Annotated in this window: 11 protein-coding genes; 9 read left to right on the plus strand and 2 right to left on the minus strand. The window is 68.4% G+C overall.

Translation table 11 applies throughout. From position 1 onward, the window contains the following. Positions 1 to 465: 465 nt before the first annotated feature. Positions 466 to 717, minus strand: a complete 252-nt coding sequence (locus tag AB0F17_RS66110) for a hypothetical protein (RefSeq protein ID WP_358047740.1) — start codon at positions 715 to 717, stop codon at positions 466 to 468. Positions 718 to 898: 181 nt separating this feature from the next. Here AB0F17_RS66110 and AB0F17_RS66115 point away from each other — a divergent pair, with 181 nt between their 5' ends. The 5 genes from AB0F17_RS66115 to AB0F17_RS66135 all read left to right on the plus strand — a co-directional run bounded on the left by AB0F17_RS66115 (position 899) and on the right by AB0F17_RS66135 (position 4,587). Further along, positions 899 to 1,381 carry a hypothetical protein gene (locus AB0F17_RS66115; RefSeq protein ID WP_358047742.1) on the plus strand — a complete coding sequence of 161 codons (483 nt, stop codon included), beginning with the start codon at positions 899 to 901 and terminating at the stop codon, positions 1,379 to 1,381. 75 nt (positions 1,382 to 1,456) lie between these two features. Next, the gene (locus AB0F17_RS66120) at positions 1,457 to 1,798 is read left to right on the plus strand and encodes a hypothetical protein (RefSeq protein ID WP_358047743.1); all 342 of its coding nucleotides are present in this window, start codon (positions 1,457 to 1,459) and stop codon (positions 1,796 to 1,798) included. After that, positions 1,792 to 2,487 (plus strand): DUF2637 domain-containing protein, encoded by a 696-nt coding sequence (locus tag AB0F17_RS66125; RefSeq protein WP_358047745.1) that lies wholly within the window; start codon positions 1,792 to 1,794, stop codon positions 2,485 to 2,487. The genes AB0F17_RS66120 and AB0F17_RS66125 overlap by 7 nt, the downstream gene beginning before the upstream one ends. Beyond that, complete coding sequence (locus AB0F17_RS66130; RefSeq protein ID WP_358047759.1) at positions 2,487 to 4,262, plus strand: FtsK/SpoIIIE domain-containing protein; 1,776 nt, start codon at positions 2,487 to 2,489, stop codon at positions 4,260 to 4,262. Before AB0F17_RS66125 ends, AB0F17_RS66130 begins: the two co-directional genes overlap by 1 nt. Before the next feature lie 145 nt (positions 4,263 to 4,407). After that, positions 4,408 to 4,587 carry a hypothetical protein gene (locus AB0F17_RS66135; protein ID WP_358047747.1) on the plus strand — a complete coding sequence of 60 codons (180 nt, stop codon included), beginning with the start codon at positions 4,408 to 4,410 and terminating at the stop codon, positions 4,585 to 4,587. A 50-nt stretch (positions 4,588 to 4,637) separates the two neighbouring features. Here the strand turns inward: AB0F17_RS66135 and AB0F17_RS66140 are convergent, their stop codons facing one another. Then, the gene (locus AB0F17_RS66140; RefSeq protein ID WP_358047749.1) at positions 4,638 to 4,892 is read right to left on the minus strand and encodes a GntR family transcriptional regulator; all 255 of its coding nucleotides are present in this window, start codon (positions 4,890 to 4,892) and stop codon (positions 4,638 to 4,640) included. Positions 4,893 to 5,127: 235 nt separating this feature from the next. Between AB0F17_RS66140 and AB0F17_RS66145 the strand changes: the two genes are divergently transcribed. From AB0F17_RS66145 to AB0F17_RS66160, 4 genes are all read left to right on the plus strand, one after another. Further along, entirely contained in the window at positions 5,128 to 5,370 is a 243-nt protein-coding gene (locus tag AB0F17_RS66145) for a hypothetical protein (protein WP_358047751.1), read from the plus strand. Beyond that, positions 5,367 to 5,951: a hypothetical protein gene (locus AB0F17_RS66150; protein ID WP_358047753.1), complete on the plus strand. Its 585-nt coding sequence runs from the start codon at positions 5,367 to 5,369 to the stop codon at positions 5,949 to 5,951. The genes AB0F17_RS66145 and AB0F17_RS66150 overlap by 4 nt, the downstream gene beginning before the upstream one ends. Then, on the plus strand, positions 5,944 to 6,186 hold the full coding sequence (locus AB0F17_RS66155; protein ID WP_358047755.1) for a hypothetical protein: 243 nt from the start codon (positions 5,944 to 5,946) through the stop codon (positions 6,184 to 6,186). Before AB0F17_RS66150 ends, AB0F17_RS66155 begins: the two co-directional genes overlap by 8 nt. 155 nt (positions 6,187 to 6,341) lie before the next feature. Next, on the plus strand, positions 6,342 to 6,464 hold the full coding sequence (locus AB0F17_RS66160) for a hypothetical protein (RefSeq protein WP_358047757.1): 123 nt from the start codon (positions 6,342 to 6,344) through the stop codon (positions 6,462 to 6,464). Positions 6,465 to 6,719 lie beyond the last annotated feature (255 nt).

The raw sequence follows: 6,719 nt of genomic DNA on the forward strand, positions 1-6,719 counted from the left end.
ACCAGGGGTTCTTTGCTTCGTCAGGCGAACGCCGAGCTCGCGATCATGCTGTGACCAGCGGACCGCCGTCACGAGGGTGAAAAAGGTTCAGTGTGGACCCCTACGGCTACGTCTGGAGCCCTGAACGAGCGCCGGTCGATGACTCCAATCCGGCGGTCGCTTCGTCCTTTGAGCACATCCAAGGTCCTTGGTACCGCTGGAGCGACAGCTACTGATCCGAGTCAACGCCAGGCATAGTCACTCACTTAGACGCCCAGAAGCCCCCCAAGATCCCTTGAGGGGCTTCTGACCTGGAGCCGCCTTCGGGATTCGAACCCGAGACCCCTTCATTACGAGTGCCTACATCCAGCGTTCACCGGGGTTCGCCACCGTCTATACCTGTGGTTTCGCACTTCAGCGAACCCCGGCGATTCCCTCCGAACTGAGACCCAAAGTGAGACCCTCAGAGGCAGACGGCCCCGGGGCTCATGCCGTCTTCGGCGGCCGTCCGCCCTTGCGCGCTCGCCGCTCCGCGAGCTCAACGTCGCCCTGGGCAAGGGCGCGACGGTCGTGCTCGTCGCCGTGCTGCTCAATGTCGGCCCGGATGAGGGCGAGCAGGCGCGCGGTCCTGTTGGTGCCGAGTCGTTCGGTGACGCGCGCGTACGTGTCCCACCAGACGCGCGGGATGCGGAACCGCTGCTGGTGTGTGTGGTCGGGCTGGCCGGGCGCGTTTGCCATGGAGGTCCCTTTCGTGGTCCCCCAGAGTTTCTCACAGAAAACCTTGTGGGACCATACTTAGCTTGTTACTGTGATCCCACAAGGTTTCAGTTATCGCCCAGGACACAATGCGGGCCCGCCCGGTGCAGCAACACCGGAACGGGCCCTTGATCCACCACCTGCGTGAACAGGAAGAGATCCAGTGACCAACCCTACGTGCGTCACCGCCGACGCCTCCCCCCTCACCGTCGACCAGCTCGACGGCATCGCCTGCATCCACTGCAGCGCCGACCACCGGCCGATGATCCCGGCCGGCCACATCGTCGGCCACGGCCAGGTGTTCGAGTGCTCCCCGGTCTGCTCCGACGCCGAGACGGCGCAGCCCGCGACCGCGTGCCCGCCGTGGTGCGACCCCGAGCGCCTGGTGGCCCACCACTTCCCCATGGACATCGAGCACGTCTCCCAGCCGCGCGACCTCGTCTCCGCATCCCTCGTCGAGGGCGAGGAGTTCGCCGACGTGTGCGGCGGCATCCACCAGCAGCCCGGACAGGCCGCCCGCGTGACCCTGTCGATCCACACCTACCTGGGAGACGCCGAGATCGAGCTGACCCCGGAAGAGGCGCTGCAGGCCGCCTACGGGCTCATCAACAAGGCCATGGCCGCCCGCGCGGCCAGCTCCATATAGCAGGACGGCCCCGCCAGGTGTGCAACCACCTGGCGGGGCCTGGACCCATCACCTGACAACACCAGGAGACGAATCGTGTCCCACACCGTACCGTCCGGCCACTGCACCGTCCCGTGGTGCCACAACGACCACCAGGCCACGCCCGGCCCGCACTGGCAAGCCATCGCCGACATGGCCCTCGAGGGCGCCACCGTCGAACTCCGCTACGTCCAGGCCGACACCGACTTGCCCGGCTACGCGCACGTGTTCTACGGCCCCGACTGGGCCCCCAAGGACGCGCTCACCATCCCCCTCGCGGCCGCGACCGCGCTCGCCGACGCGCTCGACCTGCTCACCGTGTCCACCCTGCCCGACTTCATCGCCGCCCTGCGCCGCGCCGCTGCCGGCCCCCACGCCCCCAGGAGTACGCAGTGGTGATCCGCGCCCTCACCGCCGCCGTGGTGGTCGTGCTGGCCGCGGTCGCCGCCGTGGTGTCCTACCGGCACGCGTTCGAGGTGGTCGTCGCCAACGGCGAGTCCGGGTTCACCGCGATTCTCGTGCCGCTCACCATCGACGGCCTGATCTTCGCGTCATCGATGGTGCTGCTCGACGCGGCCCGTCGCGGGCTGCAGGCGCCGAAGCTCGCGTACTTCACACTCGGGCTCGGCATTCTCGCCACGCTCGCGGCGAATGTCATGCACGGCTGGGAGCATGGCGTGGGCGGCGCGATCGTCGCCGCGTGGCCGGCCGTCGCCCTGGTGCTCTCCTACGAGCTGCTCATGGGACTGATCCGCCGATCGGCCAATCCGGCACATGTGTCCGATCCGGTCGAGGTACGCGTGCCTGCTGTACCTGCGCAGGTAGACGAGCCCCACCTGACCGACGAGGACATCACGCGCCTGCTCGACGACGAGCCGCCGGCCGACGTCGAGGTACAGCCCCAGCCCGTACCTGAGCCCGACACGGACGCGCCTTACCGCCCGGTCGCTGTGGCACAGTTCCTCGCCGAAGTGGCCCAGGGCGAAGCGCCGACTGTCCGCACGATCAAGGACCGGATGAACGTCGGCACCGACCGTGCCCGCCGTCTCCAGGCGTACCTGGGGCAGCTCGTGGAGGTGGCGCGGTGATGGTCACCGACACGTTCAACCGTCCGCAAACGTCGCCTGACTTCTGGCACAAGCAGCCCGGCCGTGCCCGTCAAGCGTTCCGTTTCCTGCGTCAGGGCAAGTACGGCAGGCGCGGCGCGAGGTTCGTCTACCGCTCCGCGACCGCGCCTGTGGGCGGCACGGCACGGCTGGCGTCAACGGCGTGGAAGTGGGTCAGGGCCGACGACTACGCGGGCACCGACGATCTGGTGTTCCGTGAGTCGGTGCGCACCAGGCGGCGCCGTACGGCGTGGATGCTCGGCCTCGGCTACCTCGCCTCGACGGGCGCGGCCACGACGCTGTGGTCCACCTCGGCGCCGCTGCTGTCGCTGGCTGCTCTCGGCACGGTAGGCGCGGCTGTGGAGGTGCGTCAGCGGATCGCCGGGCGGCCGATGCCGTTCAAGCTGCCCGGCCGGAAGGGCGGAACCCCGCAGGAAAACCAGGTCGTACGGGCGGCAATCGACGCCAAGCTCGGCCGCGCCGAAGGTATGAAGCTGGCTTCCCCGGTCCTGACTGAGGGCGACGGCTGGTCGACCATGCTGCAGCTGCCGCCCGGACAGCGGGCCCGCGCCTGTCTCGGCAAGGAAGCCGACTTCGCGTCCGCGCTCGGCGTCGGCGAGTCGCAGGTGGTGTTCGATCTGGTCGACGACCACGCCGGGCGGCTGGTCGTGTACGTCGCCAAGTCCGACCCGTTCTTGAAGGTGTACACGTCGCCGCTGATCGGCTGTACGGAGCCGCTCAACTTCTGGGACGGCATTGCGGCGGGCGTGAACGGCCGCGGCCAGGGCGAACGCCTGCGCCTGGTCGATGCCTCTCTCCTGGTCGCGGGCGAGCCTCGCGCCGGTAAGAGCGCTGCAGTGAACGGGATCATCGGTACGGCCGCGCTCGCGGTCACCCCGAAAATCCACCTGTGGGACGGCAAGGGCGCCGGTGATCACCGGGCATGGCGGCGGATCGCCCACACCGCCGAGAAGCGCAACGCCAAGGGCCTGCTCGAGCACCTGCGCCGCATGCAGGACCAGATGGAGCGCGTGTTCGACCTGCTCGACGACGCCGGCGGATCGAGCAAGCTCACGCCCGAACTGTGCCGCCAGTTCGGCGTCGACATCGAGCTGACCATCGTCGACGAGACTCGTTATTACGTCGCCTCGCCGTTCGGCGCCGAGATCGTCGACATCATGGTAGACATCGCGTCGCGTGGCCCTGCCGCGGGCGTGCTGCTCGTGCTGGCCACCCAACGCATGACCAAGGATGCGATCCCGCCCGAGCTGAAGGGGGTCTGTTCGCTGCGGTGGGCGATGCGTTGCCCGGACGTGATCGCATCCAACGCCGTGCTTGGTCCTGGAGCGGCGGGTGCCGGCTACAACGCGTCCGACATCCCGCGCTCTCACCGCGGCGTCGGCATCCTCGACGCGGACGGCAGCGACCCGGTCAAGCTCCGCTCTCACTTCCTCGACGACACCGGCCCGGACCTCAACGACATCGCCGCCGTGGCGTACGAGCTGCGCAAGGCGGCGGGCACGCTGCCGCCGCGAGAGCAGCCGCGCGAGGACGCCGGCGAACTTGAGGCGGTCCTGAACGCCTTCGGCGAGGACGACAAGCTACTCCTCGACGAACTGGCCGAGCGGCTCGGCTGGACGCGGGAACGGCTGACCGACGAGCTGGACGGGATCCCGCTCAAGCAGATCTGGCGCGACGGCGGCAACGCCGGGCGCGGCTACCGGCGCGAGGACATCGTCGCCGTCATCGACCGCTAGGGCCCTGTTAGGCGGTCAGGTCGGGCTAGGTCTAGCTGGCCGCCTAACAGCCGCCCCACCAGCGTTCTAGCGCACCTAGCGCGGTCTCAACCCCTCGCCGATTCGGCCCTTTAGACGGCCGTCTGGGGCCTCGGAAGGACACACCATGGAATGGATCATCATCGGCCTCACGCTGCTCGCGCTCTACGTCTTCTGGGACCGTTCGCGGCACTCGAAGAAGTACTGCAGCCGCTGCAAGGGCAGTGGCCGGCGAACGTCGTGGATCAACGGGAGGGCGTATGGCGAGTGCCGACGCTGCAGCGGCAAGGGCTCGCTACGCCGGTAGCGTCCTCACGCACGTAGAGTCCGTGACACGGTCTTTTACGCCCTGTCGTCCTACCCGGGCGGCGGGGCGCCGTCCTGTCTTACGACGAACGTGCCGCGCCCCATGACCGTGCGGAGTACGCCTTCCTTGTTCAGTAGCCGGATGGCGGAGCGCACGGTGTTGCGGCTCACGTCGAACTCGGCGCAGAAGGCAGCTTCGGACGGGATGGCGCGGTCTGGCTCGTATGTGCCGTCCTTGATCCGCTCGACGATGACGGCCGCGATCTGACGATAGATCGGATCCGGTCCCAGCAGATCAACTCCCATGGTCTGACCCTAAGTGACCTGGGACGATGCTACCTGGGTAGGTACAGGTAGTGACAGGCTGGAATGAGCTGACGTACTCTGCGTGCATGGCTTCCCCGTACGTCCCCGACTGCGACATCGTGCGCCAAGACGATGGCTCATTCCTCGTCACTCATCTGGAGTCCGGTCGGTTGCGGACAGCCGCAACCGACCGACAGGCGATGATCGTCGGTACCGCGCTCGCCATCGTCTGTACGTGGCGGACCGCCCAATGACGCCACTAGAGGCCGTCGCCTATTACGACAACCCGGCCCACGCCCAGTCAATGTGCACCCTGCTGATGCGTGCCCATCCCGGCTGGACGGTGTGGCGTGGACAGGACCAGTTCTGGAGGGGCCGCCGCGACGACTGGCCGGAGGAAGCCCCGCCGATCCCTGCCGCGACCGCCGGACTGCTCAACGTGATCATGCGGTTCATAGACGGCGGCGATGCGGCATGACCACGACCGCAGTCCGGGTGCCGTACGTCGTCGCCTACGAGGTCGAAACCGTCGCGCTCAACCTCGCCGCCATCAACGACGTCTGGGCGTTGAGCGGGCGGCGGCTGTCGTACACCGATCCCGCGGCAAGCGACTGGGACCTGGGCGTGCTGTGGGCCCGACAGAAGTCCGATCGGCGCGGGAAGGTCAACTACAAGGAGATGCACACGCTCCGGCAGCGGGCATGCATGCTGCACCGGCTCTGCCAGGTGTGTGAGGGCCCCGCGATGGATCCCGGCACCGGGCGCCTGTCCTGGGTTTTCCACGAGGAGGTACACGCCGCGGCCGGCCGCCTCAGCAAGCCGCCGACGTGCCTGCGGTGCATCCCCGAGGCGCGGGCCGCGTGCCCGCACCTCCAGTTCGGCGCCCACGTTTACACCTCGCCCGACTACGAGCCGTGGGGCGTGAAGGGAGTCGTCTTTCCTGCCTCCGGCAGGCCGACTTTCCAGGACATCCCGCTGACCGAGCTCTACACGCTGGAGTTCACCCTTGGCAGGGCCCTGATCGTGCACGTATCGGATCTGCGCCGCGAGCATGTCTAACCACGAGTGGACGCCCTACATCCCGTCCGGCCGCTGCACACGGCTGGTCGAGGCGTCGTGCTGCAGCGCGTACGCGCTGCTCCAGGAGGGCGGCGCGTACGTCGTCGTCGCACGCCGCAGGCCGTACTCCCTCTCGCACGAGGAGACGGCCCGGGGCTCCGCCGCCCTCGCCAAAGATGTGTTCCGCGACCTCGTGACCCAACATCTCAGTGCGACGCAGAAACACCGTCCATAGACAGCCCGGCCGCCGCGTGAACCCTCCGTGGCGGCCGGGTCTATGCCCCTCGGCGCGGCCGTGACGGCATCACGGCGACGTCGAGGGCGGGGTCTCCGCCCGTTCTCTCCGGGGCGGACGGGGACCCCCTTCTCACAACCCCTCTTAGGAGCTGAATGGACCTGCAGATGCTCTACGCGTTCGGTGTAGCCGTCGCCATCGGAGTCGTGATCATCGTGTGCGGCCTGCTCGGCTGGGACTGGCTGACCTGGCTGTGGGGGCGGGCCACCAGGCGCTGACCCCCCCTGCCCGGGACACCTTCCGCGACCCTGGCACCTGCCCCGGGGTACGGGGCAGGCAGGGGGGTACGGTCGCGCTCGGGGGGAGAAAAAGGGCGACTGGGCGGGCGGGTGTCCCGCGAGCGCGTGATCATGGTCCGGGGGCGCCCCCCTGCCCCTGTGGCGAGTAGCCGGGGGCATCTCAGCCCCCGGCTCTCTCAGAACCGTGCGTAAACCTCTCGATTTACACGGCTCCCATCATCCGGTCGTTCACGG

Origin of the sequence: Nonomuraea sp. NPDC026600 (assembly GCF_040638335.1) — a bacterium.
Classification (GTDB): Bacteria; Actinomycetota; Actinomycetes; order Streptosporangiales; family Streptosporangiaceae; genus Nonomuraea.

Bases quoted from the DNA above. Each gene is read 5' to 3' on its own strand.
- AB0F17_RS66110 (WP_358047740.1), bottom strand. From the start codon at position 717: ATGGCAAACGCGCCCGGCCAGCCCGACCACACACACCAGCAGCGGTTC.
- AB0F17_RS66130 (WP_358047759.1), top strand. From the start codon at position 2,487: ATGGTCACCGACACGTTCAACCGTCCGCAAACGTCGCCTGACTTCTGG.
- AB0F17_RS66135 (WP_358047747.1), top strand. From the start codon at position 4,408: ATGGAATGGATCATCATCGGCCTCACGCTGCTCGCGCTCTACGTCTTC.
- AB0F17_RS66140 (WP_358047749.1), bottom strand. From the start codon at position 4,892: ATGGGAGTTGATCTGCTGGGACCGGATCCGATCTATCGTCAGATCGCG.
- AB0F17_RS66150 (WP_358047753.1), top strand. From the start codon at position 5,367: ATGACCACGACCGCAGTCCGGGTGCCGTACGTCGTCGCCTACGAGGTC.
- AB0F17_RS66155 (WP_358047755.1), top strand. From the start codon at position 5,944: ATGTCTAACCACGAGTGGACGCCCTACATCCCGTCCGGCCGCTGCACA.
- AB0F17_RS66160 (WP_358047757.1), top strand. From the start codon at position 6,342: ATGGACCTGCAGATGCTCTACGCGTTCGGTGTAGCCGTCGCCATCGGA.